Annotated in this window: 16 protein-coding genes; 10 read left to right on the top strand and 6 right to left on the bottom strand. The window is 76.1% G+C overall.

Translation table 11 applies throughout. From position 1 onward, the window contains the following. Positions 1-10: 10 nt before the first annotated feature. The 5 genes from dpgB to ACFVXH_RS08155 all read left to right on the top strand — a co-directional run bounded on the left by dpgB (position 11) and on the right by ACFVXH_RS08155 (position 9284). A complete protein-coding gene (gene dpgB / locus ACFVXH_RS08175; RefSeq protein ID WP_387821459.1) occupies positions 11-694 on the top strand; it encodes an enoyl-CoA-hydratase DpgB in 684 nt (227 codons plus the stop codon). Beyond that, positions 691-1992, top strand: a complete 1302-nt coding sequence (gene dpgC, locus ACFVXH_RS08170; protein WP_074005400.1) for a (3,5-dihydroxyphenyl)acetyl-CoA 1,2-dioxygenase DpgC — start codon at positions 691-693, stop codon at positions 1990-1992. Before dpgB ends, dpgC begins: the two co-directional genes overlap by 4 nt. Before the next feature lie 67 nt (positions 1993-2059). Next, entirely contained in the window at positions 2060-2290 is a 231-nt protein-coding gene (locus ACFVXH_RS08165; RefSeq protein WP_074005399.1) for an MbtH family protein, read from the top strand. Further along, complete coding sequence (locus ACFVXH_RS08160) at positions 2287-4335, top strand: ABC transporter ATP-binding protein (protein WP_074005398.1); 2049 nt, start codon at positions 2287-2289, stop codon at positions 4333-4335. The genes ACFVXH_RS08165 and ACFVXH_RS08160 overlap by 4 nt, the downstream gene beginning before the upstream one ends. After that, positions 4332-9284, top strand: a complete 4953-nt coding sequence (locus ACFVXH_RS08155; RefSeq protein WP_387821455.1) for an amino acid adenylation domain-containing protein — start codon at positions 4332-4334, stop codon at positions 9282-9284. The genes ACFVXH_RS08160 and ACFVXH_RS08155 overlap by 4 nt, the downstream gene beginning before the upstream one ends. Positions 9285-9334: 50 nt before the next feature. On the opposite strand, the gene ACFVXH_RS08150 is transcribed toward ACFVXH_RS08155, so the two are convergent. From ACFVXH_RS08150 to ACFVXH_RS08140, 3 genes are all read right to left on the bottom strand, one after another. After that, entirely contained in the window at positions 9335-10882 is a 1548-nt protein-coding gene (locus tag ACFVXH_RS08150; RefSeq protein ID WP_387821452.1) for a hypothetical protein, read from the bottom strand. Then, the gene (locus ACFVXH_RS08145) at positions 10879-12951 is read right to left on the bottom strand and encodes a hypothetical protein (RefSeq protein WP_387821449.1); all 2073 of its coding nucleotides are present in this window, start codon (positions 12949-12951) and stop codon (positions 10879-10881) included. The genes ACFVXH_RS08150 and ACFVXH_RS08145 overlap by 4 nt, the downstream gene beginning before the upstream one ends. A 200-nt stretch (positions 12952-13151) precedes the next feature. Next, complete coding sequence (locus ACFVXH_RS08140) at positions 13152-14198, bottom strand: DUF4190 domain-containing protein (RefSeq protein ID WP_387821446.1); 1047 nt, start codon at positions 14196-14198, stop codon at positions 13152-13154. 266 nt (positions 14199-14464) lie between these two features. On the opposite strand from ACFVXH_RS08140, the gene ACFVXH_RS08135 reads away from it, so the two are divergent. Both ACFVXH_RS08135 and ACFVXH_RS08130 read left to right on the top strand, forming a co-directional pair. Beyond that, positions 14465-14971, top strand: coding sequence for an AAA family ATPase (locus ACFVXH_RS08135; RefSeq protein ID WP_387821443.1), 507 nt, complete (start codon positions 14465-14467; stop codon positions 14969-14971). Between the two features lie 84 nt (positions 14972-15055). Next, a complete protein-coding gene (locus tag ACFVXH_RS08130) occupies positions 15056-15475 on the top strand; it encodes a helix-turn-helix domain-containing protein (RefSeq protein ID WP_387821440.1) in 420 nt (139 codons plus the stop codon). 17 nt (positions 15476-15492) lie between these two features. Here the strand turns inward: ACFVXH_RS08130 and ACFVXH_RS08125 are convergent, their stop codons facing one another. Further along, a complete protein-coding gene (locus ACFVXH_RS08125; protein ID WP_387821437.1) occupies positions 15493-16503 on the bottom strand; it encodes an LD-carboxypeptidase in 1011 nt (336 codons plus the stop codon). 156 nt (positions 16504-16659) lie between these two features. Next, entirely contained in the window at positions 16660-17493 is an 834-nt protein-coding gene (locus ACFVXH_RS08120; protein ID WP_387821435.1) for an arylamine N-acetyltransferase, read from the bottom strand. A 174-nt stretch (positions 17494-17667) separates the two neighbouring features. Between ACFVXH_RS08120 and ACFVXH_RS08115 the strand changes: the two genes are divergently transcribed. The 3 genes from ACFVXH_RS08115 to ACFVXH_RS08105 are packed head-to-tail and all read left to right on the top strand — an operon-like array spanning position 17668 to position 21364. Continuing rightward, entirely contained in the window at positions 17668-19275 is a 1608-nt protein-coding gene (locus ACFVXH_RS08115; RefSeq protein WP_387821432.1) for an alpha/beta fold hydrolase, read from the top strand. Positions 19276-19334: 59 nt separating this feature from the next. Continuing rightward, positions 19335-20048 carry a response regulator transcription factor gene (locus ACFVXH_RS08110; protein WP_074005393.1) on the top strand — a complete coding sequence of 238 codons (714 nt, stop codon included), beginning with the start codon at positions 19335-19337 and terminating at the stop codon, positions 20046-20048. Continuing rightward, positions 20048-21364, top strand: coding sequence for an ATP-binding protein (locus tag ACFVXH_RS08105; RefSeq protein ID WP_375876349.1), 1317 nt, complete (start codon positions 20048-20050; stop codon positions 21362-21364). Before ACFVXH_RS08110 ends, ACFVXH_RS08105 begins: the two co-directional genes overlap by 1 nt. Positions 21365-21469: 105 nt before the next feature. Here the strand turns inward: ACFVXH_RS08105 and ligA are convergent, their stop codons facing one another. Continuing rightward, complete coding sequence (gene ligA, locus ACFVXH_RS08100) at positions 21470-23533, bottom strand: NAD-dependent DNA ligase LigA (protein WP_387821427.1); 2064 nt, start codon at positions 23531-23533, stop codon at positions 21470-21472. Positions 23534-23536 lie beyond the last annotated feature (3 nt).

The following is a 23536-nucleotide window of genomic DNA, read 5'->3' as shown; positions in this document are numbered from 1 at the left end:
GGAGACCGCAATGCCCGTCAACGCCCTGCCCGAGGGCCCCGTGCTGCACGTGGACGGCCGCCGGGAGATCTCGGCCGAGCTGACCGCCGCCCTCGGCGCCCTGTGCGACGAGGCGGAGAGCGCCGGCGCCGACGCCGCGACCCTGTTCCTGTCCGGCGCCCCCGACGGCGAGGCGGTGGCGAAGGCGGGCGACACCGCCGCCGTCACGAAGTGGGAGCGGGCGGTACGGCGCTTCGAGCGGCTGCGGCTGCCCACCCTGGCGGCGGCGAGCGGGGAGTGCGGCGGCGTCGCGCTGGACCTGCTGCTGGCGGCCGACGTCCGGGTGGCGGCCCCGGACCTGCGGCTGCTGCCGTCCTTCCACGGGCAGGCCGTCTGGCCGGGCATGGCCGGCTACCGGCTGGTCCAGCAGCTCGGGCCGGCCCGCGCCCGGCGCACGGTGCTCTTCGGGGTGCCGATCACCGCCCGCGAGGCCCTGGAGCGGTGCCTGGTGGACCAGGTGAGCCGGGACCCCAGGCGCACCCTGGCGGCCGCCGCCCGGCTGCTGCGCCGCCTGTCCGGCCCCGAACTCGCGATCCGCCGCCAACTGGCCTTCGACGCCCAGTGGATGAGCTTCGAGGACGCGCTCGGCCCGCACCTGGCCGCCTGCGACCGCGCGCTGCGGCGCACCCGGGCCCCGGACGGGGTGACGGCGTGAGCGCGGCCACCGGGCGGGCGCCCGCCGCCGTACGGGAGCGCGCCGCGGACGGGCTCGACCGGGCGGCGCGGCTGCTGCCCCCGTTCCCCGCGCCCGGGCCGCGCACCGGCGAGGAGCGCGAGCGCGCCGAGCGGGAGCTGGACGCCGGCCGCGCGCGGCGCACCGCCTTCCTGGACCGCCACGCCGAGGAGCTCTACGACCGGATCACCGCGGGCCGCACCCTGCGCCCGCGGCTGGACGCCCTGGTGGAGGGCGCCGCCCGCGCCGTACCGAACCTGGTGCCCACCGCGGCGCAGCTGCGGGCGGAGCGGGCCCTGCCGGTGGCCGAGCGCCTCGGCTACGAGATCGACCTGGGCGTCCTGCTGCGCGGCGTGCTGCGCGGCCCGGCCGCCGGCGGCCACCTGATGGACTCCATGCTGCGGCCCACCGGGCGGGCGCTGGAGCTGCTCGGGGAGTTCCGGGCCACCGGGGTGGTGCGGATGGACAGCACCCGGCTGGAGCGGCGCGCGGGGGTGGCCCGGATCACCATGTGCGCCGGGGACCGCCTCAACGCCGAGGACGAGCAGCAGGTCGACGACATGGAGACCGCGGTCGACCTCGCGCTGCTGGACGAGGGGTGCGAGATCGGGCTGATCCGGGGCGGCGAGATGACCCACCCGCGCTACGCGGGGCGCCGGGTGTTCAGCGCCGGGATCAACCTCAAGCGGCTGCACGCGGGCGAGATCACCCTCGTCGGGTTCCTGCTGCGCCGCGAGCTCGGCTACCTCAGGAAGCTGCTGCTCGGGCTGCGCACGGACGACGCGTCCTGGCGCTACCCGTTCACCGACATGCCGTGGGTGGCCGCGGTGGACGGCTTCGCGATCGGCGGCGGCATGCAGCTGCTGCTCGCGGTGGACCACGTGCTCGCGGCCTCCGACGCCTACCTGAGCCTGCCGGCCGCGCAGGAGGGGATCGTCCCGGGCGCGGCGGACTTCCGGCTGCCCGCGGTGACCGGCCCCCGGCTGGCCCGGCAGATCATCCTCGGCGGCCGGCGGGTGCGCGCGAGCGACCCGGAGGCCCGCACGCTCGTCGACCAGGTCGTCGACCCGGCGGACCTCGACCGGGCCGTCGAGCGGGCCCTGGAGCTGCTGCGCGACCCGGCCGTCACCGCCAACCGCCGCATGGTGAACCTCGCCCTGGAACCGGCGGACGGCTTCCGCGCCTACCTGGCGGAGTTCGCCGTCCAGCAGGCGCTGCGCATCCGCGCGGCGGACGTGCTCGGCAAGGCGGGCCGCTTCACGGCCCGGCCCTCCGGGTGAGAGCGCCGCGCCGCTGCCCTCCCCCGCCGCCCCGGCGGGCGGCACCCGAACGAACAAGGAGACCGAGATGACCAGCCCCTTCGACGACCCGGACGCCTCCTACCTCGTGCTGGTCAACCCCCTGGGCCAGTACTCGCTGTGGCCCGGGTTCGCGCAGGTGCCCGCCGGGTGGCGGATCGCCCGCGGCCGGGGCTCCCGCGACGAGTGCCTGGCGTACGTCGACCGCGTCTGGACCGACCAGCGCCCGCCGGCCCCGACGGCCGCGGCGCCGGACGGCAGGGAGGTCGTCGCGCCATGACGAGCGGCCCGGGCCCGCTGATCACCATCCGGGCGACCCCCGGCGACGGGACGCAGCCGGCCCGGGGGCAGGTCAGGCCCGGCACCTCCCGGCGGATCCTGCCCTACCTGCGGCCCTACCGGCGGCAGATCGTCGCGCTGCTGACGCTGACCGTGGTCGACGCCCTCATCACCGTCTCCACGCCGCTGCTGTTCAAGGAGCTCATCGACCGCGGCATCGTGCCGCGCGACCGGGCCGTGGTGGCGGGCGCCGCCGTCGCGGTGGCGGTCCTGGCGCTGCTGCAGGCCCTGGTGGGCTTCCTGGTCAGCCGAAGTTCGGCGCGCATCGGCGAGGGGCTGATCTACGACCTGCGCACCGAGGTCTTCCGGCACGTGCAGCGCCAGCCGCTCGCGTTCTTCACCCGCACCCAGACCGGCTCGCTGGTGAGCCGGCTCAACACCGACGTGATGGAGGCCCAGCAGGCGGTGACGGTGCTGCTGTCCAACGTGCTCTCCAGCCTGCTGGTGCTCTGCCTGGTGGTCGCCACGATCTTCTACCTGTCCTGGCTGATCGGCCTGGTGGTGCTCGTCACGGTGCCGCTGTTCGTGCTGCCGGGCCGGGTCGTGGGGCGGCGGCTGCAGCGCAACCTGCGCACCTCGATGCAGCTGGACGCCGAGCTCGGCTCGCTCATGCAGGAGCGCTTCAACGTGGCCGGCGCGCTGCTGGTCAAGCTCTACGGGCGGCCCGAGCGCGAGGACGGCCGGTTCGCCGGCAACGCGGCCCGGGTGCGGGACGTGCGCGTGGTCACCTCCGTCTACGCGCGGATGCTGCTGGTGACGGTGACGCTGCTGGCCTCGCTGGCCACCGCGGTGGTCTACGGCGTCGGCGGCGAGCTGGTGGTCGCCGGGAGCATCCAGATCGGCACCCTGGTGGCCCTGGCCACCCTGCTGGCCCGGCTCTTCGGCCCGATCAACCAGCTCTCCAACCTGCAGTCGAACTACCTGACCGCCCTGGTCTCCTTCGACCGGCTCTTCGAGGTGCTGGACCTGAAGCCGCTGATCGTGGAGCGGCCCGATGCCGTCGCCCTGCCCGTACCGGGCCCGGGCCGGGCCCCGGAGGTCGAGTTCGAGGACGTCTCCTTCCGCTACCCGGCCGCGAAGGAGGTCTCCCTCGCCTCGCTGGAGACGCTGTCGCTGCCGGCCCCGGAGCGCTCCGGCACCGCCCAGGCGCTGCGCGGGGTGAGCTTCCGCGCCCCGGCGGGCCGGCTGACCGCGCTGGTCGGGCCCTCCGGCGCGGGCAAGACCACCGTCAGCCAGCTGGTGGCCCGGCTGTACGAGCCCACCGGCGGCACCGTGCGGATCGGCGGCGTCGACGTGCGCGACCTGTCCCTGGCCTCGCTGCGCGACACCGTCGGCATGGTCACCCAGGACGCCCACCTGTTCCACGACACCATCCGCGCCAACCTGCTCTACGCCAAGCCGGACGCCACCGAGGCGGAGCTCGTCGAGGCCTGCGAGGCCGCGCAGGTCCGGGACGTGGTCGCGGCGCTGCCCGACGGCCTGGACACCGTCGTCGGCGACCGCGGCTACCGCTTCTCCGGCGGCGAGAAGCAGCGCCTGTCGATCGCCCGGCTGCTGCTCAAGAAGCCGTCCGTGGTCGTGCTCGACGAGGCCACCGCGCACCTGGACTCGGAGTCCGAGGCGGCCCTGCAGAAGGCGCTGTGGACGGCCCTGGCCGGCCGCACCGCCCTGGTGATCGCGCACCGGCTGTCCACGATCCGCGAGGCCGACCAGATCCTGGTGCTCCAGGACGGGCGCGTGGTCGAGCGCGGCCGGCACGCCGCGCTCGTCGACGCCGGCGGCCTGTACGCGGAGCTCTACCGCACCCAGTTCGCCGACCCGCCCGCGCCGCGCCCCGAAGCCGGGCCGGACCCGGCCGACGGCTACGGCGCCCCGCCCCCGCTGCCGCCCGGCGGAGGCCCCCTGCGCCTGCTGCCGCCGCCCCAGGCGGCGGCCGGCCCCGACCGACCCGAACGGCCCGACCAACCCGAACGGAGAGCACGATGAGCCAGCTGACGGTCGAGGACGTGTGGCCGCTTTCCCCGCTGCAGGAGGGACTGCTGTTCCACGCCTCGTACGACCAGGACGCGCCCCGGGACGTGTACGTGGGGCAGCGGGTCCTCAACCTCGACGGCGAACTGCGGCCCGAGGTGCTCCAGGCCTCCTGGCAGGCGCTGCTGGACCGGCACGCGAGCCTGCGGGCCGGCTTCCGCTCCCGCGCGGCCGGCGACACCGTCCAGGTGATCGCCAAGGGCGTGCGGATCCCGTGGACGTACGCCGACCTCGGCGCACTGGACGAGCGGGAGGCCGACGCCCGCGCCGGCGCCCTGGCCGCGACCGACGCCCGGCGCTTCGACCTCGGCCTGCCCCCGCTGCTGCGGGTGCTGCTGCTGCGCGCCGGCCCCGACCGGTACCGGATGGTGGTGACGATGCACCACATCCTGATGGACGGCTGGTCGCTGCCGATCCTGTTCGACGAGCTGTGGCGGATCTACGACAACGGCGGCGACCCCTCGGTCCTCCCCAAGGTGCCGCCGTACCGCGACTACCTCGCCTGGCTGGGCCGCCGGGACACCGACGCCGCGCGCGCGGCCTGGCGCGCGATGCTGGCCGGCACCGGGGAGCCCACCCTGGTCGGCCCGGCCGACCGCAGCGGCCCGCCGGTGATGCTCCGGCACGTGATCGACCGGATCGGCGACGACCTCACCGACCGGCTGCGGGAGACCGCGCGCGACGCCGGGGTCACCCTCAACCGGGTCTTCCAGGTCGCCTGGGCGCTGCTGGTCGGCAAGCTGTCCGGCCGCCTGGACGTGGTCTTCGGCGCGACCGTCTCCGGCCGCCCCGCCGACGTGCCGCAGGCCGACCGGATGGTCGGGCTGTTCATCAACACCGTGCCGGTGCGCGTGCGCCTGGACGCGGCCGTGCCCTTCCGCACCGCCATGGCCGCCCTCCAGGACCAGCAGGCCGCCCTGCTCGACCACCAGCAGCTGAGCCTGCCCGAGATCCAGCGCGCCGGCGGCCCGGGCGCGGTCTTCGACACCCTGATGGTCTTCCAGAACTACCCCCGCGGCCCGATGGCCGCCCCCGCCGCCGACCCGGCCGCGCCCGGCGCGCCGCAGCCCGCCGCTCCCCCGCCCCCGGGCGAGGGCCTGGGCGGCACCGCGCTGCGCAGCGGGGATCAGGCCGGCGGCCCGCTGAGGCGTGGGCCGGGCCCGGAGCCGCCCGCGCCCGCCGACGGGACGTCGAAGCCGCCGCCGATGCCCGCCTGGGTCTCCCGGCGCGGCCCCGCCGGGGTGCGGGTGGCGGCCGGCGGCGGCGAGGAGGCCGCCCACTACCCGCTGACCGTCGTCGTCACGCCGGCCGACGACACCGAGATCCGGCTGGACTACCGGCCCGACCTGTTCGACGAGCGCACCGCCCGCGGCCTCGTCGACCGGATGACGCTGGTGCTGCGCCAGGTCGCGGCCGACCCGGACGTGCCCCTGGGCCGGCTCGACGTGCTGACCGGCGAGGAGCGGCGGGACCTGGACGGCTCCGGGAACCGGACCCGCCGCGAGCTGCCCGAGGCGACCCTCGCCGAGCTCTTCGAACGGCAGGTGCGCCGCACCCCCGCCGCGGTGGCCGTGGTCGCCGGGGACACCGAGCTGACCTACGCCGCGCTGGACCGGCGGGCGAACCGCCTGGCGCACCGGCTGGCCGGGCTCGGCGTGGGCCCCGAGACCCTGGTGGGCGTGGTGGCCGAGCGCTCGCCCGAACTGATCACCGCGCTGCTGGCGGTGGTGAAGGCCGGCGCGGCGTACCTGCCGATGGACGGCCGGCACCCGGCCGGGCGGCTCCGCGCGGTCGCCGCGCAGGCGGGCCCGGCCGTCGTGCTGGTGGACGCGCCCAACACCGGGCGGGGCCTGGCCGACGCCGGACTGTTCGCCCCCGCCGAGGTGCTGCGCCTGGCGGCGGAGCCCGCCGAGGAGACGGACGCGGAGCCGGAGGCCGGGGCCTTCCCGCCGGTGCCGGTCCGGCCGGAGAACCTCATGTACGTCATCTACACCTCCGGGTCCACCGGCCTGCCGAAGGGCGTCGCGGTGACCTACGGCAGCGTCCTCGCCTTCTGCCTCGACGAGTGCTGGTCCAGCGGGGCCCTGGAGCGGGTGCTGGTGCAGGCCAACCACGCCTTCGACGCCTCCACCTACGAGATCTGGACGACGCTGCTGCACGGCGGCCGGCTGGTGCTGGTGCCCCCCGGGGACATCGACACCGTCGAACGCGGCCGGCTGATCGCGGCCCAGCAGGTCACCAACGTGCACGCCACGGCCGGGCACTTCCGGGTGCTCGCCGAGCAGGCCCCGCACATCTTCGGCGGCGTGCGCGAGGTCTCCACCGGCGGCGACGTCGTCTCCGCGAACGCCGTACGGACCCTGCTGCGCTCCCACCCCGGCATGGTGGTGCGCACCACCTACGGCCCCACCGAGACCACCGCCTTCACCACCCAGCTGCCCTTCACCGACCCGGACGCGGTGCCCGACACCGTGCCGCTGGGGCGGCCGATGGACAACACCAGGGTGTTCGTCCTGGACGCCTTCCTGCGGCCCGTACCGGTCGGCATGACCGGCGAGCTCTACCTCGCCGGGGCCGGACTGGCCCGCGGCTACCTCGGCCGTCCCTCACTCACCGCGGAGCGCTTCGTGGCCTGCCCCTTCCCCGCCGAGGACGAACCCGAGGGCGCCCGGATGTACCGCACCGGCGACCTGGCGCAGTGGACCCCGGACGGGCAGCTGCTCTTCCTCGGCCGCGCCGACGAGCAGCTCAAGATCCGCGGCTTCCGCGTCGAGCCGGCCGAGATCGAGGCCGTGCTCGCCGCGCACCCCGGCGTCGCCCAGGCGCTCGTCGTCGCGGTCGAGGACGAGGACGGCCACAAGCGGCTGGCCGGCTACGCCGTGCCGGCCGGCGGCGACGAGTCCGCCCTCGACCCGGAGGCGCTGCGGGAGCACCTCGCCGGGAAGCTGCCCGACTACCTGGTCCCGGCCTCGGTGACCGTCCTCGGGGCACTGCCCGTGACGGCGAACGGCAAGCTCGACCGGGCCGCCCTGCCCCGGCCCGTCTTCGCCGGCCGGGCGGCCGGACGCGAGGCGGCCACCGACGCGGAGGAGCTGCTGTGCCGGCTGTTCGCCGAGGTGCTGAACCTCGAACAGGTCGGCCCGGAGGACGACTTCTTCGTCCTCGGCGGCGACTCGATCACCTCGATGCTGCTGGCCGGGCGGGCCGGCAAGGCCGGCCTGGCGATCTCGCCGCGCCAGGTCTTCGAACTGTGCACGCCCGCGGAGCTCGCACGGGTGGCCGGGCCGGTCGACGGGACGAAGGCACAGCACGCCGAGGACGTCCCCTACGGCCCGGTCCCGCTGACCCCGGTGATGCGCGAGGTCGCGCGGCGGGCGGGCTCGGTGGCCCGCGCGGGCAGCCAGGCGATGCTGCTGACCGCGCCGCCCGGCCTGACCACCGGGCAGCTGGCGGACGCGCTGCAGGCGGTCCTCGACCGGCACGAGGTGCTGCGGGCGCGGCTGGAGGAGGACGAGGAGCAGCTGGTGGTGCCCGAGCCGGGCACGTCCTGGGCGGTCGCCGCGGCGGACCTGGTGACCCGGGTGGACGCGGCCGGCCTCGACGGGGAGCGGCTGGACGCGCTGGTCGACGAGCAGGCCACCGCCGCCGAGGCCGCGCTCGCGCCGCGCGACGGCGTGATGCTGCGCGCCGTGCTCCTGGAGCGCGGCGCCGGGCGCGGCGGCCTGGTGCTGCTGACGGCCCACCACCTGGTGATCGACGGCGTCTCCTGGCGGGTGCTGGTGCCCGACCTGGCCCTGGCCCACGCGGCCCTGGCCGCCGGCGGCGCGGACGCGGCCGGGGCGGCGGTCGCCGCCGAGGCGACGTCGTTCCGCCGCTGGGCGGTCGCCCTGGCGGAGCGGGCCCGGGCGCAGCGGACGGTGGACGAACTGCCGGACTGGCGGCGGGTGGTGGACCGGGTCGAGGACCCGCTCGCCGACCGGCCGCTCGACCCGCGCGTGGACACCGCGGGCGGCGGCCGCTCGCGCGCCGAGCTGACCGTCCCGGCGCGCACCGCGGGGCCGCTGCTGGCGGCCCTGCCCGCCGCCTTCCACGCGGGCGTGGACGACGTGCTGCTGTCCGGTCTGGCCGCGGCGCTCGGCGAGTGGCTGCGCGCCCGGGGCAGGCCGGTGCCGGAGGGCTTCCTGGTCGACCGGGAGGCGCACGGCCGGGTGCCGCTGTCGGAGGACATGGACCTGACGCGCACCCTCGGCTGGTTCACCGCCGTCCACCCGGTGTGGCTGGAGACCGGGCCGATCGACCCGGCCGAGGTCCGGGCGGGCGGGGAGGACGTGGCGCGGCTGATCAAGCGGGTCAAGGAGCAGTTGCGGCAGCGGCCGGGCGACGGTCTGGGGTACGGGCTGCTGAGGTACGCCAACCCGGCCACGCGGTCGGTGCTCGCGCCGTTGGCGGCGCCGCAGATCGGGTTCAACTACCTGGGCCGGTTCGGCGGTTCCGGTGAGGAGGCGGGCTCCGCGGACGCGGACACCGGGGTGGGCTCCGCGGCCGGTGGGCGGCCGTGGACGTCGGCGGGCGAGCACGTGATGCCCGGCGGTGTCGACCCGGCGATGCCGCTGCGGCACGTGCTGGAGATCAACGGCCGGGCGCGGGACCTGCCCGAGGGCCCCGAGCTGTCCTTCGTCCTGGAGTCGCCGGCCGGGCTGCTCGGCGCGGCGGAACTGGCGGACCTCGCCGAGCGCTGGCGGGCGGTGCTGGAGGGCCTGGTGCGGCACGCCGACGAGGGCTCCGGCGGCCACACCCCGTCGGACTTCTCGCTGATCTCGCTGGGCCAGGAGGACATCGACGAGTTCGAGTCCGCCTTCGGCGGCGGGGACGGCGCGAAGGACGGCGAGAAGGACGGCGGCTGAGGCGGCGGGCAGGGGTCGCGGCCCCGGTGGGAGCGGCCCCTGCCCGGGGGTCAGCCGTCGCTGCCGATCGGGCAGGTCGCGTCGGGGGCGTGGCCGAGGGGCCAGGCGAGGCCGACCAGGACGGCGTTCTTGATCTTCGGGTCGAGTTCGACGACGGGCACGGCCTTGTTGTAGGCGTTGCCCTGCGGGTCGAGGCAGATCCAGCCGCTCGCGCCGTTGACCCGGTTGCTGCCGTGCATCCGCCTCCAGCCCTCGGTGACGTCGTCCGTCGAGGGCATCGCCACCTTGTCCGTGGTCTGGTTGCGGATGCCGGCGACGGCGGTGGTGACCGAGTCGTAGGTGACGATCACCCGGCCGTCGCGGAGGTCGGCGGGGCCGATCGCGTCGGGCGCCTTGGTGTCGGGGCTCTTCAGCAGGTCGGCCAGCCTCGCCGTGGCGTCCTTGGAACCGCCGGTGGGCTCGGCGCTGCGCTCCCCGAAGGTGTCGGGGTGGGCGAGGGCCGTGTAGCGGACGGTGATGCCGGCCCCCTTGGTGAGGGAGTCCCACTTGTCGGCGAACTCCTTGTCGACCATCAGGGTGGAGGCGTGCGAGCTGGTGATGACCGTGTAGTGCTTGTCGCACTTCCGGTTGCCCAGGGCGACCAGGAACTGGCGCAGTTGCACGGGGCGGCCGGCGAAGTAGAGGGTCGTGGCGGCGGAGGAGCAGATGTCCGGCACCATCTGGTGGAAGGTGTTGGCGAGGTTGCCCTCCTTGTTGTAGTCGAGCGGCGACTGGAAGGTCTCCGGAGCGTTGGGCGCGCCCTTGGTGAGCGTCTCGAAGGTCGTCCGCAGGGTGGTGAGGAAGTTGTCGCCCGGCCGGGTGTCCTCGATCACCAGGGCCTCCTCGGGCTTGAGGGTCGCCCCGTACGAGGCGAGGGCGGCGGCCTGGTCGGCGGTGCCGGGGGCGATGCGCGCCAGTCCCGGGTAGGAGCGGGCGGTGGCGGTGTTCTTGATGTTGTCGGCGGTCATGGGGCCGGCGACGACCGGGATGTGCTTGTTCTCGGTGAGGTCGCGGACGGCCTTCTCGACCGCCTCGACGCTGAGGTTGATGCCCGCGACGGCCCGGAGGTTCTGCTTGCCGTCGGCCTTGGCCCGGGCCAGCTGGTCGGCGACGGCGAGCCACTCCTTGTACTCGCGGCCGGGGTTGGCCAGCACCAGCCGGATCAGGGGCTGGGTCTTCTCCTTGTTCGCGTCGTCGTTGGCCCAGTGCTGGGCCAGGTAGGCGCCCTGCACCTGTTCGACCAGCTCGCGCCGTTCGGCGGGGGCGTCGGAGGTCATCGGGATCATCAGCGCGACGGTGGCGTGCGGTTGGCCGGCCACGCGGTCGTTCTCGGCCTTGATGCGCTCGGTGACCTGCCGCAGCTCCTCGCTGAAGACGTAGGCGCCGTCGGTGACGCCGACGCACTCGTGCTGCTCGCCGCGCTTCTCCACGCCGGGGGCGCAGGACGGGTCGTCGGCCAGTCCGTACTCGTATCCCAGGTAGCCGCCGGTGGCCAGGACGGCGACGGCCAGGGTGGTCACCAGCGCGCGGTTCAGGGGACCGGCGGGCAGCAGCCTCATCGTGGGGACTCTCCTCGGATCGGGAGGTGGGGGGCCTGGATCCAGCGCCGCAGGAGCTGCGGCCAGGTGTCGTACGCCCGGAAGAACACCGTCTGGTCGGCGGGCCCGCTGTGCTGGGCCAGGGTGAGCAGCTGCAACTGGACGCTGTCGATCAGCCGCTGGTCGGGTGGGGCGAGCGGGTGCGACTGCTGCCACAGGCCGCGGACGAGCAGGTCGATCGCCTGGTGCACGGGGGCGCGGGTGCTCCCGCAGGCCGGGCAGTCCTCGGGGCGTGCGGTGGCGGGGGCGAGGTTCCGGGGCGGGTGGGGCGCGGCGCAGACCAGGTTGAGGGCGGCGAGCCAGGTGGCCGCGTCCTGTCGGGCCAGGCGCTGGTGCAGGGCGCGCACGACGGTGGCGGTGTCGAGGACCGCGAGCGCGTGGTGCAGGAAGCGGTCGTCGGGCTGGCCGCCGACGGTCCGCGGGGCGTAGCGGTCGCGGAGGGTCTCGTGGATGTCGTGCCACGGCTCGGCCCCGGGGACGGCGTCGAGCCGGGCGGCCAGCTGGTGGCCGAGCAGGGCGCGCAGGGCGGGGTCGCCGACGAAGGGTGCTCCGGTGCCCGGCCACGGGCGGGTGCCCCAGCGGTCGCGCTCCAGCAGCCGGATGGTCTCCTGGACGCGCAGGGCCCCGTCGTCGCCGGGCGGGTAGGCGGAGCCGAGCCCGTGGGCGGCCTCGTAGTCGAGGGCCGGGGAGAAGTAGGCGAGGCGGGTGCGGGCGGTGTCGTCGGGGACGAGGAGGCGCAGCAGCCGCTCGTGCACCGGGGTGTCCGGTTCGTCGTCGGCGGGCAGGTCGAGCAGGGCGCGGGGGCCGGTGTCCGTCCCGAGGCGCACCGCCCGCCGGCCGGCCTGGACCAGGCCGTGGGCGATGCCCGCCCGTCCCGCGCTGAGACGGTGGATCAGCTGGGCGGTGTCGGGCGCGGGGTGGTCGGTGCCGAACATCCGCTTGACCTCGTCGAGGGTCAGCTGGGCCAGCGGCAGCCGCACGGTCCAGCCGTCCGCGGTCTGCGGCCGGTCCGCCCGCCAGAACGGGCCGGCGGCGTTGCGCGTCGACGGGGCAGTGCTCTCCGGGTCGGGGACGGCCGGTTCCCGGTCCAGGGCGGTGACGACCACGCCGGGCCGGGTCCGGACGCTCTCCTCGTGCCACACCCGGGTCAGCGTCTCCAGGACCGGCCGGCCCAGCGGGGTGTGGGCGTTGTCGAGGAGCAGCAGCGGGCGCGGCAGCCGGTTCTTCAGCCGCGCCCAGGTGTAGTGGTCGTCGATGTCCGCCAGGAGGGCGGCCAGCAGGTGCCGTTCGGCGGACTCGCGGTCCTGCGCGCCGCCGCGGAAGGCGCGGGCCAGCTCGGACAGCTGGACGTTCGCCTCGCCCTGGGCGCTGACCCGCCGTTCGGCCCACCAGCGCAGGCCGTTCCTGTTGGCGCGGGCGCCGAGCAGTTCGGTGGCGACGACGTCGGCGAGCGAGGCGACGAGCTCGTTCACCCCGGGGCCGAGCCCGGCCGCGGCGCCGAGGTTCGGGGCGACCTGTCTGATCCAGCCCGCCACCTTGTTCCGGCGGGCCTGGGCGTCGGGCTGGCTCTCGCGCAGCAGGCTCTCCAGGCGCCGGCCGGCGGCCTCCAGTTCGCCGAGCCCGACGGCCTGCCAGCTGGTGATCGCGAGCAGGCCCTGGGTGAGCCGGGGGAAGGACAGGCCCCCGCCGAACCGGTTCGCCCGCCGGCTCAGCTCGTAGCGCACGTGGAAGAGCAGGTCCGAGGTGTGGGAGGCGTTGCTCAGCCGGGGCGCCTCGTTCTCGGCGGGCAGGGCGAGGCCGGGGCGGCCGAAGTCCGCGCGCCCGAGGTCCGCGTACGCCTGGGGCAGGCGCTCGGCGTACCGCTCCTCCAGGGCCTTGAGGAGGGTGGTCTTGCCGGTGAGCCGCCCGCCCGCGCACTCGACCAGCAGGGGGGTGCCCGGCGGGATGCGCAGCCGGGTGCCGTTGCCCGGCTCGGGCCCCGTCAGTTCGAGGCCGACCAGCGCGGGAACGACGGCCTCGAACACGGCCATGCGTCCGTCCAGAAGCACGCGACCCCCCAGTCGTCCGGCGCGGCGGGAGTGCGCCGCGCCGGATGGAGAATAGGCGAGCCGGTCGGTGCGTCACAGGTGTATCGCCGGAGACGGGGCCTCGGTTGCCGATTCGTGACGTGCCGTCAGAGTTGCCGCGGGGGGCGGTCGGGCGGCCTCGGGCGGTGGGGGCCGGTCGGGGGTCAGCCGGCCGGGCCGGTCCAGATGACGTCCTTGTACTCCGTGCCCATGGTGTGGTCGAACCGGACGGAGAACGGGTCGCCCGCGCCGGCCGGCAGGGCGTACGCGGTCAGCCCGGTGGCCTCCTCGCCCGGGGCCAGGGACTTGGCGAGGATCTTCATCCGTCCGCTGCCGTCGATCAGGGTGAAGACGAGGTTGCCCTTGGCGTCCCGGACGGTGGGCAGCCCCGAACCGAGGAGCGAGACCTCCGCGGGCCCGGTGTTGACGACGGTGATCCTCACCTGGACGATCGTGGCGTCCTTGGGGGTCTCGCCCACGCCCCCGCGCGGGACGTACGGCTCCGGCGCGGCCATCGTCACCTTCAGCCCGTCCGGGTAGGTGTAGGACTGGCCGAACGACAGGCGCCGGGCCCGCTCGTCCGCGGCCCGCTTCTCCTGCTCGGCCGCGAGCCGCTGGCGCTCGGCCTCGATCCGCGCCTTCTCCTTGGCCGCCCGCTCCTCGGCGGCCTTGGTCGCGGTCTCGAAGCGGATCCGCGCGGCCTCCGCCTGCGCCTTCTGCTCCCGGTGGACCTCCTGCACCCGGTTCACGACGAACACGCCGGTGCCGACCGAGACCAGCAGGCCGGTGACGCCCAGGACCACGCCCGCCAGGGCCATCGCCCGGTTGGCCGCCAGGCCCTTGCGCACGTGGCCCAGGGCGATCACGCCGAAGACCACGGCCAGCAGGGCGGGCAGCCAGGACAGCCAGAACAGGATGATGGTCAGGCCGAGCACGACGCCGACGATCCCGAGCACCATGGCCGCGATGCCCAGGCCGTTGCGGGGCTGCGGCGCGGGCGCCGGCATCGCGTAGGGCGGCCAGTACGGGGCGCCGGGGGCCTGGCCGGGGGCCTGACCCGGTATCTGCCCGGGGCCCGCGGCGGGGCCGAAGCCGGGGGCGGGGACCGTGGGGGCCGCGTCCTGGCCCTGGCCCGGCGGCGCCCACGGGTCGGCGGCGGCCGGCTCCTCGGCAGGCCGCGGGCTGCTGTCGGGCGGGACGGGAACGGTCATGCGGAATCCTTCGGGAACGGTGGGATGTCGGGCGGGCCGCTGCTCGGCCCCGGGTCGGGGGCCTCCTGCCCGGCTCCCCGACGGCAGCGGCCCGGCCCCACGCGTCACCCCCTGGGACGGGACGCCGGCCGGGCCGGCGAGTGATCAACATACAGGTGCCGGGCCACGGCCTCCCGCCGGGTACCCGGTGGGCGCCCGGTGGTGTGGGCGGGGCGCGGCGCGGGGACGGTCGCGGTGTGACGGGCGGTCCGGAGAGCGTGTTGGTCGTGGTGCGGGGTCCGAGCGGCGCCGGGAAGTCCAGCGTCGCCGCTCGGCTGCGGGCCGCGTACGGGCGGGGCCTCGCCGTCGTCGGGCAGGACCTGCTGCGGCGTACCGTGCTGCGGGAGCGGGACGTCCCGGGCGGGGCGAACATCGGGCTGATCGACCTGGTCGCGCGGCACGCCCTCGACCACGGCTTCCACACGGTCGTCGAGGGCATCCTCGCCGCCGAGCGCTACGGGCCGATGCTGGCCCGGCTCGTCGCCGACCACCGGGGCCGCAGCTTCCTGTACTACCTCGACGTGGACTTCGACGAGACCGTGCGCCGGCACGCCACCCGCCCCCAGGCCGCCGAGTTCTCCCCCGAGGACATGGCCGACTGGTACCGGCCCCACGACCTGCTCCCCGACGGTCTCGAACGGGTCGTCGGCCGGCACAGCGGCCTGGAGGAGACGGTCGGGCGGATCCTCGCCGACACCGGCCTCGCCCCGGCCGGTTGGACGCCCAGGGGCTGAGGGGCCGCGGCCGGCGCGCGGGCTTCACCCAGGGCGGAACTCCGTGCTCTTCCCCCGGGGCGCCGGATCCCTAGGGTGTGAGGGGTGAGCACCCATGCGCCGAACGAAGCCCGCGTCATCCCCCTGCGCCCGCAGGCGCAGCCGCCCGCGTCCGGCGGGCCGTCCCGTCCCCCGCGCCCGGCGCCCGTACGGCGGGAGCCGCTGTGGCGCGACGTCGTCGGCGACGTGCTGCGGCGCGAACGGCTCGCCCAGGAACGCACGTTGAAGGACGTCGCGGAGGCGGCTCGGATCTCGATGCCGTACCTGTCGGAGCTGGAGCGCGGGCGCAAGGAGGCCTCCTCCGAGGTGCTCGCGGCCGCCGCCCGGGCGCTGGGCCTCGGCCTCGGCGACCTGCTCTCGCTCGCCCAGGACGAGCTGGCCCGCTACGCCGCCGTCCCGAGCCGCACGGGCCGGGGCCGTGCCCCGTCCACGGGCCGGTACGACGGGCTCTGCCTCGTCGCCTGACGGCTTCCGCGGAAGGGTCAGGAGACCGCCGGGGTGAGCAGGGTGAGGGTGCGGGCGGTGGCGTCGGCCTCGGCCCGCACGCCGAGGGGCAGCGGGAGGTTGGGGCCGGCGTGGCCGAAGTCCACGCCGGCGAGGACGGGCAGCGGGCGGTCGCCGAGCACGTCCAGGACCACCTCGCGCAGCGACGGCTCTCCCGCGCCGGCGGGCCCGTCGGAGCCGACCCGGTGCGGGGTGCCGACCACCATCGCCGCGATCCGGTCCAGGACGCCGGACAGCCGCAGCACGTGCAGGTCCTTCCAGACCGCGGACAGCGGCCGGTCCACCTCCTCCCAGAAGAGCACCGCGCCGTCGAAGGACCACGCGGGGACGGCGTACGGGGTGGCCTGGAGGGCGACGAGCCGGTTGAGCAGGCCGCCGACCAGCGGGCCCCAGGCACGGCCGGCGCGCCAGCACTGCCACGGGGAGAGCGCCGGCAGCGGCCCGGGCGGGGCCGGCACGGTGAGCACCCGTAGGTACGCCTCGCGCAGCGCCCGGTGCGCGCCGTCCTCCTCGGGCCCGCCCGCGAAGCGCCCGCTCCACTCGCCGAAGCCGTAGGTGGCCATGTCGGCGTGCACGCCGACCAGTCCGGTGCGGGCGTGCAGGGCCAGCAGCAGCTGGGAGACATCGCTGCAGCCCAGCACCGGCTTCGGGTCGGCGCGTACGGCGTCCAGGTCCAGTTGGTCCAGCCAGCCCGTCACCGCCTGCCCGCCGGTGTGCGCGACGATCGCCCGCACCTCGGGGTCGCGCAGCAGCGCGTTGAACTCCGCCGCCTGCTCGGCGGGACGGCCCGCGGCCCACCAGTGCCGGCGCCCCTCAGCGACCGACGGGCACACCCGTACCCGGAAGCCGAGTTCCTCCAGCACGGCCGTGCCGCGGTCCAGGAGGTGCCGGTCCCCGTCCTCCAGCGGACCGGACGGCGCGGCCACCGCCACCAGGTCACCGGGGCGCAGGGCACGCGGGCGGAGCAGGGCGGTCGGCTCGGTGGGCATGGGGCGACCCCGGTTTCACAGGTGGGCGGATCCGGCCGGGCCGGACGGGCGGGACACCCCCGGCGGCCGCACCGGCCGGGCGGGTCGGACCGCAGTCTCGCCGTCGGACCGCGCGGCGGCAACCGGTTTTCGCCCGGGCGGGCGGTCGCCGGGCGCTCAGCCGGGGAGGGCCGGCAGGCTCGGCAGGCGGTCCAGGGTGATGCCGAAGCGGGTGCGGTACGCGGCGAGGGCCTCGTCGTCGGTGAGGGTCCGTTCGGTGCGTTCGCCGGCCGGGGTGGTGGTGATGAGGCGGTTGCCGCTGAGGGTCGCCCGGCCGCCGTCCGCGGTGAGCAGTGTGCAGGTCGTGGAGCGGGTGAAGTGGGAGTCCGGTGAGGTGGTCTGCCACCGGCAGGTCGGGGCGAAGTCGGCGAGTTCGTACGGGCGCGCGCCCAGGCGGTACTGGGGCGTGCCGTCCCGTAGGACGTCCAGGTCGCCGTCCGTGCCGGTCGGGGTGAGGGTGAACGCGCCCTCGGCGTCGGCCTGTTCGCCGCGCTCGTCGAGGCGCAGCGGGTGGTGGCTGAAGCGGCCGAAACCGACGTCGGCCAGCCACGGTTCGTCGAGGTCCACCCGCAGGGCGAGGTGGTCGAAGGGCGGGCCGAGCCGTTCGCCGTCGAAGACGCGGGCGGCGAGCAGGCCGACCCGGTAGCCGAGCGAGGTGAGCAACTGCGCGAAGGCGCCGTTGAGTTCGTAGCAGAAGCCGCCGCGGCGGCGGGTCACGACCTTGGCCAGCAGGGCGGCGGGGTCGAGGACGATGCTCTCGCCGAGGTGGATGTCCAGGTTCTCGAACGGGACGGTGCGCAGGTGCGCGAGCTGGAGCCGGGCGAGCGCGCGCGGGGAGGGCGCGCCGGGGTCGAGCAGGCCGATGCGGTCGAGGTAGGCGTCCCGCTGGGCGGCGGTGAGGCCGTGGGCGGGGCCGTCGGACGGCTGCTCGGGGTGTGGCACGTGATCCATCGGGCCATTCCACCCGGGAGGCCGGGCGCGGGGCCATCGGCTTTTGGTCCTACGCCCCGGGTTCCCGCGCGCCCGGGGTTCTTACACGCCTTTGCCGTCGCTCTGCCGAACGGCTGACGGGCGCCCGGCAGAGTCGTGCCCACACCGACCGCAGGACGTACGGAGGACACCGCGATGACGACGAGCACGGCGAGGGGCACGGCCACCGGGGCGAACGGCGCGAGCGCGAACGGCGCGGACACGGGCGGCGCGGGGCGGCGGGCCCGGCGGGGCGCCCTGGCCGCCGCGGCCCTGGCGGTACTGGCGACGGCGCTGCCGCTCGCCGCCGCCCCGCCCGCGCAGGCCTCCGCCGCCGGGGCGCAGGGCCGACCCGCGTGGTGCCCGGCCGTCCCCGGCCACCGGGTCGACTGCACGACCATGCGCCGGCCCCTGGTGACGGGCGAGCCGCGCCTGGGCGGCGTCGACGTGAGCTACGCGGTGGTGCGCCACAGCCGCCCCGGTCCGGCCCTGGGCACCGTCGCCCTCAACCCCGGCGGCCCCGGCGAGACCCTGATCGACCGCGCCGAGCAGGTGGCCGGTGCGCTGCGGGGGGTGCTGGACGACTACGACGTGCTCCTGCTGGACCCGCGTGGCACCGGCCGCTCCGGCCGGCTGCCCTGCGCCGTCACCGAGGCCGAGTACCGCTGGGCCCCGCGCCCCGAACAGCGCGAGGCCGTCGCCGAGTGCGCCGAGGAACTCGGCCCGCGCGCCCGCGGCTACACCAGCGCCGCCACCGCCGACGACATCGACGCCGCCCGCGAGCGCCTGGGCGCCCCCAGGCTGGTGCTGTACGGCATGTCCTACGGCACCTACCTGATGCCGGTCTACGCCGACCGCCATCCCGAGCGGGTCGAGAAGATGGTGCTGTCCGGCGCCTACCCGGTCGCCTTCGACTCCCTGGCCCGGCCCGGCGCCCAGCAGGTCTCCCTGACGCTGCGCCGGATCTGCGAGCGCAGCGGCGCCTGCGACCCGGACACCGCGGTGCACGACCTCGCCGCCGTCGCCGAGCGGCTGCGCGCCCGCCCTCTGAAGGTGACCGCCGAGGCCGGCGGCGAGCGGCGCACCGTGCTGTTCACCGAGGACAAGCTCGCCGACCTGATGTACGAGCCGGCCACCCGCGGCATCGGCCTGCACCCCGGGGAGTCCGGGCTGCTCGGCGCCCTGCCCGCCGCCCTGCACGCCTTCGCCGCGGGCGACGAGGGGCCGCTGTCCGCCCTGGTGCGCGGCGAGATGGAGGGCACCGGCACCGAGGACCAGGCCTCCTTCCTGGCCGTCACCTGCAACGACTACGTCCGCGCCTGGGACCCGGAGGCCTCGGTGCCGGAGCGCCGCCGCCAGTACCGCGCCGCCCTGGCCGCCGCCGACCCGGCCGACTTCGGGGCCTTCAGCCCCGAGGGCTGGGCCGCGGGCCAGACCGACGGCGGGGACAACTGCCTGAACTGGCCGCGCCGGGGTACCGCCCGCCCGCAGCCGACCGACCTGGGGAACCTGCCCGATGTGCCCGTCCTGGTGCTCTCCGGGGACCTCGACACCAACACCCCCGAGGTCAACTCCCGCCTGTCGGCGGCCCAGTTCCGCCACAGCGCGTTCGTCTCGGTACCCAACAGCGGACACCTCCCGGAGATGGAGTCCACCGGCTGCGCCCTGGAGATCTCCAGCGGCTTCATCCGCACCGGCGAGGTCGGCGACACCTCCTGCCTGGTGCGGATCCCGCCGGTCGCGGTCGTCCCGGTCCCCCGCTGACGCGTCGTCGGCAGCCCCCGACCGGCCTGACCACGCCCGCCACCAGCGAGGATGACACCATGACAGATCCCACCGCCGACGCCCGGCGCACCGTCCTGGTCGTCGAGGACGACCCCGGTGTCCGCGCCACCCTCGACCACCTGCTGCGCTTCGAGGGCTACCGGGTGCTCACCACCGCCGACGGCCAGGAGGCGCTGGAACTCCTGGAGCACCGGCGCCCCGACCTCGCGGTGGTGGACGTGGTCATGCCCCGCCTCGACGGCCTCGCGCTGTGCCGGATGCTGCGCCGGCGCGGCGACCGCCTGCCCGTCCTCGTCCTCACCGCCCGCCACCAGCTCGGCGACCGGGTCGCCGGGCTGGACGCGGGCGCCGACGACTACCTCGCCAAGCCCTTCGCCACCGAGGAGCTGCTGGCCCGCATCCGCGCCCTGCTGCGCCGCACCGAGCCGCTCGACGCCGGGGACGGCGAGGACACCGGGCTCGTCCTCGCCGACCTCGCCCTGGACCCGGCCGCCCGGCTGGCCCACCGCGGCGGGCGCCGGCTCGACCTGACCAAGACCGAGTTCGACCTGCTGGAGCTGCTGCTGCGCAACCAGGGCACCGTCCTGACCCGCCACCGGATCTACGAGCGCATCTGGGGCTACGACTTCGACACCGACTCGCGCTCGCTCGACGTGTACGTCGGCTACCTGCGCCGCAAGACCGAGGAGCACGGCGCGCCCCGGCTGATCCACACCGTGCGCAACGTCGGCTACACCGCCCGGACCGCCTGATGCTGCGCACCCGCATCGGCCTGGTGGTCCTCGCCTCCGTCCTGCTGGCGATCGCCGTGCCCGTCACCGCCGCCTACCGCGGCGTCAGCACCCTGGTCTCCGACCAGCTCGACCGGAGCCTGCGGGACCGGGCCGAGACCGTGCTCGCCGCCCTGGACCTCGGCCGACTGCCGCCCGCCCGGCCCGACACCGTCGAACAGCTGCTGCCCGCCGACGGCACCGCCCGGCCGCTGGCCCCGGGCGGCGGGCCGGCGCTGCCGGTCTCCGAGCGGGCCCTGGAGGTGGCCCGCACCGGGCAGGGCTCCCACCAGGAGGACGCCACCGTCGACGGCACCCCCTACGGCGTCCTCACCCAGGCCCGCCCCGACGGGCAGGGCGCGGTGATGGTCGGCCAGACCTACGCCGGGGTCACCGAGGTCGACGACGCGTTCCTGCGGCGGATCACCGTCACCAGCGTGGCGGCCGCCGCCGCCTGCGCCCTGCTCAGCTGGCTCGTCCTCGGCCGCATCCTGCGCCCGGTGCGGCGCCTGGCCCGCGCCGCCGAGCACATCACCACCACCCGTGACCTGGCCACCCCGCTGCCCGCCGCCGGGCGCGACGAGGTCGGCGGCCTCACCCGGGCCTTCGAGTCGATGGTCGGCGCGCTGCGCCGCTCCCGCGAGCAGCAGCAGCGCCTGGTCCAGGACGCCAGCCACGAGCTGCGCACCCCGCTGACCTCGGTGCGCGGCTGCGCCGAGCTCCTCCAGCGCGCCCGCGGCCGGCTCGCTCCCGAGGACGAGGAGCAGATCCTCGCGACCCTGGTCACCGAGACCGTCGCGCTCGACGAACTCGTGCGCGAGCTGGTCGAGTTGGCCACCGACCAGCAGAGCGCGGAGGAGCCGGAGCCGCTCGACCTGCCGGCCGCCGCCGAGGACAGCGCGCGGCGCTTCCGCCGCCGCACCGGCCGGGAGATCGCCGTCGTCACCGAGGGGCCCGTCCCGGTGCTGGCCCGTCCGCGGGCGCTGCAGCGCTGCGTGGACAACCTGGTGGGCAACGCCGTCAAGTTCAGTCCGGACGGCACCCTGGTCCAGGTCCGCGTCACCGGCACCCGGCTGGCCGTGCGCGACCGCGGGCCCGGGATCGCCGCCGGCGACCGGCAGGCCGTCTTCGGGCGCTTCTACCGTGCCGCCGGCACCCAGTCGACCCCGGGTTCGGGGCTGGGCCTGGCCATCGTCCACGACCTGGTCGTCGCGGACGGCGGCACCGTCTTCGCCGCCGCCGCTCCCGGCGGCGGTGCCGAGGTCGGCTTCCGGCTGCCGCCGGCCCCGGGCGGCTGACGGACCACCGGACGGCGCCCCGGCGGACCGTCCGGAGGGGCCCGGGCGGACGCGTGAGCGCGAGAAGTCCGACCCCGGCCGGACCCCCGCGCGGGACGGGGCCCGTCAGGCCGGGAGGAGGTGGGCGGCCACCAGGGTGGCGAAGTCCTCGGGGGTGAGGATGCGGATGCCGAGCTCCTCGGCCTTGGCGCGCTTGGAGCCGGCCTTCTCGCCCGCGACCAGGAGGGTGGTGCGCTTGGAGACCGAGGAGGAGGCCTTGCCGCCGGCGCGTTCGACCAGTTCGTTCATCTGGTTGCGGGAGAGGTCGGCGAGGGCGCCGGTCATGCTGCCGGTGACGACGACGGCCTCGCCGGCGAGCGGGCCCCGGTCGTCGGCGGGTCCGTCGGCGGTGTCGCCTTCCCCTGCCGTCGGCGTGGCGGCGGGAGCGGTGGGGGCGGTGACGGCGGTGCCCACGCCGAGGGCGGCGAGGCGGTCCAGCAGCGGGGCGAGTTCGGCGAGTTCGGCGGCGACGACGCGGGCCTTCTCGGTGCCGATGCCGTCGACGCCGGCCAGGGTCTCGGCGTCGGCGGCCCGGATCGCCGTCATGGAGCCGAAGTGCGCGGCGAGCCGGCGGGACATGGTCCGTCCGGTGCCGCGGATGCCGAGGGCGCAGAAGACCCGGTTGAGCGGCCGGGTGCGGGCGGTGGCGATCGCGGCGAGCAGGTTGTCGGCGCTGGTCTCCCCCATCCGGTCCAGGGTGAGCAGCTGTTCGCGGGTGAGGGTGAACAGGTCGGCGAGGTCGGTGACCAGGCCGGTTTCGACGAGCTGGACGGCGCGGGTGCCGCCGAGGCCCTCGATGTCGAGCTGGTCGCGGCCGGCCGCGTAGAGGACGGAGGCGACGGCCTGGCAGTCGCGGCCGCGGACGCAGCGCCAGCGCTGCTCGGTGGTGTCGATGGCGTCGCCGCAGCGCGGGCAGGCCTCCGGGAAGGCGATCGGCTGCTCGGCGCCGGTGCGGGCGTCGAGCACCGGGGCCTCGACCCGGGGGATCACGTCGCCGGCGCGGTAGACGAAGACCTGGTCGCCGATCATCAGGCCGCGCCGTTCGATGTCGGCGGGGTTGTGGAGGGTGGCGAAGGTGACGGTGACGCCGTCGATGACGACGGGTTCGAGGACGGCGCGCGGGGCGATGACGCCGGTGCGGCCGACGTTCCACTCCACCGCGAGCAGCCGGGTGACCTGGTGCTGCGCGGCCAGTTTGCGGGCCACGGCCCAGCGCGGGGCGCGCGAGCCGGAGCCGGCCTCGGCGCGGTCGGCGGCCAGGTCGGCCTTGACGACCACGCCGTCGATCCCGAAGGGCAGTTCGGCGCGCAGTGCGGCGATCTCCTCGACGCGCCGCTGGACTTCGGCGGTGTCGGCGCAGCGCCGGGGGCTGGCGGCGGTGGCGGCGGCGGTGTGGGCGCCGAGGGCGGCGAGGTGGTCCAGCAGGGCGCTGTGGGCGAGGCCGTCGGGGCCGATGGCGTCGTAGGCGAAGAAGGTGAGTTCGATCCGGTAGGGGCGGTCCTTGGCCCGCAGGGTGCCGGCGGCACCGTTGCGCGGGTTGGCGAAGGGGGTGGCGCCGTGGTCGGCGCGTATCCGGTTGGCGTGGTCGAACTGGTCCCGGGTGAGGAGGACTTCGCCGCGCAGTTCGATGTCGGCGGGTTCGGTGAGTTCGGCGGGCAGGCCGAGGACGGCGTCGGCGGCGTGGGTGATGTCCTCGCCGGCGAGGCCGTCGCCGCGGGTGACGACCTGCTGGAGGCGGCCGGCGCGGTAGCGCGCGGCGATGGCGAGGCCGTCGAGCTTGGGCTCCACGCACCAGGCGGTGACGGGGCGGCCCAGGCGCCGTTCGAGGCCGGCGGCCCAGGCGTCGAGTTCCTCGGCGGAGAACACGTTGTCCAGGGAGAGCATCGGGGCGCTGTGCGGGACGTCGCCGTTCGCGGCGCCGCCGGCCACCTTGCCGGTCGGCGAGTCGGGCAGCGTCTCGCCGGGGTGGGCGCTCTCGTAGGCGGCAATGGCCCGCAGCAGGGTGTCGTACTCGTCGTCGCCGAGCGGGGTGGAGCCGTCGGTGTAGTACGCGGCGGCGGCCCGGACGGCGGTGGCGACGGCGTCGGCGTACGCGGACGGGGAGGACAGCGGTGCTGCGGTGGCGGTCATGCG

Source organism: Kitasatospora sp. NPDC058184 (genome assembly GCF_042883725.1).
GTDB lineage: Bacteria > Actinomycetota > Actinomycetes > Streptomycetales > Streptomycetaceae > Kitasatospora.
The sequence above is the reverse complement of the archived record's forward strand: the minus strand, read 5'-3'. Positions and strand labels throughout refer to the sequence as shown.